Origin of the sequence: Neobacillus drentensis (assembly GCF_036965425.1) — a bacterium.
In the GTDB taxonomy this organism is placed as follows: Bacteria; Bacillota; Bacilli; order Bacillales; family Cytobacillaceae; genus Neobacillus; species Neobacillus drentensis_F.
On record NZ_JBALPP010000224.1, the window covers coordinates 535 to 1,041 of the forward strand.

General features: G+C 28.4%; 1 pseudogene. It reads left to right on the forward strand.

What is annotated here, in order from left to right:
- Window positions 1–507: pseudogene (locus V7161_RS30310) on the forward strand (DNA helicase); the annotation flags it as partial.

Consider the following 507-nt stretch of genomic DNA (forward strand, 5'->3'; position numbering starts at 1 on the left):
TGATATTTTTGCAGACCTTTTTTTACCATTTATAAAACAGATAGAAGGAAATTTATGGAGACTTTCTTATCAGGAAGCCAGAAATTTTTACAAAATGTTTCTTGACTGGAGGATAAAAAGTGCTTCTTATCGAGAAATGATTTCTAGTTTTATAGGATATTGGAAGTCCTTAGTGGAGAAAGGGAAAGATACAGATGTCTTTGTTGGAAGATGGGGAGATAAGACAAAATATAATGGATATAAACAGTTGTGGACAGATATAAAATCAAAAACACATAAAGAACGAGTTAATTTAGCAATTGTACGTATAAAAGAAGAACAAGATTTTTTGGATAATATTTTTATTAAATTTATAGAAGTAATTAAAGACCTAAAGTTAATCGATAAGGACCTGTATGAACGAATCAAATATGGAACTAATGACAAGTCTAAAATAACACTTATAAAAAATGGTTTGAGTCTAACATTAGTGAATTTACTTATAAAGGAATATCATCAGTACATGGA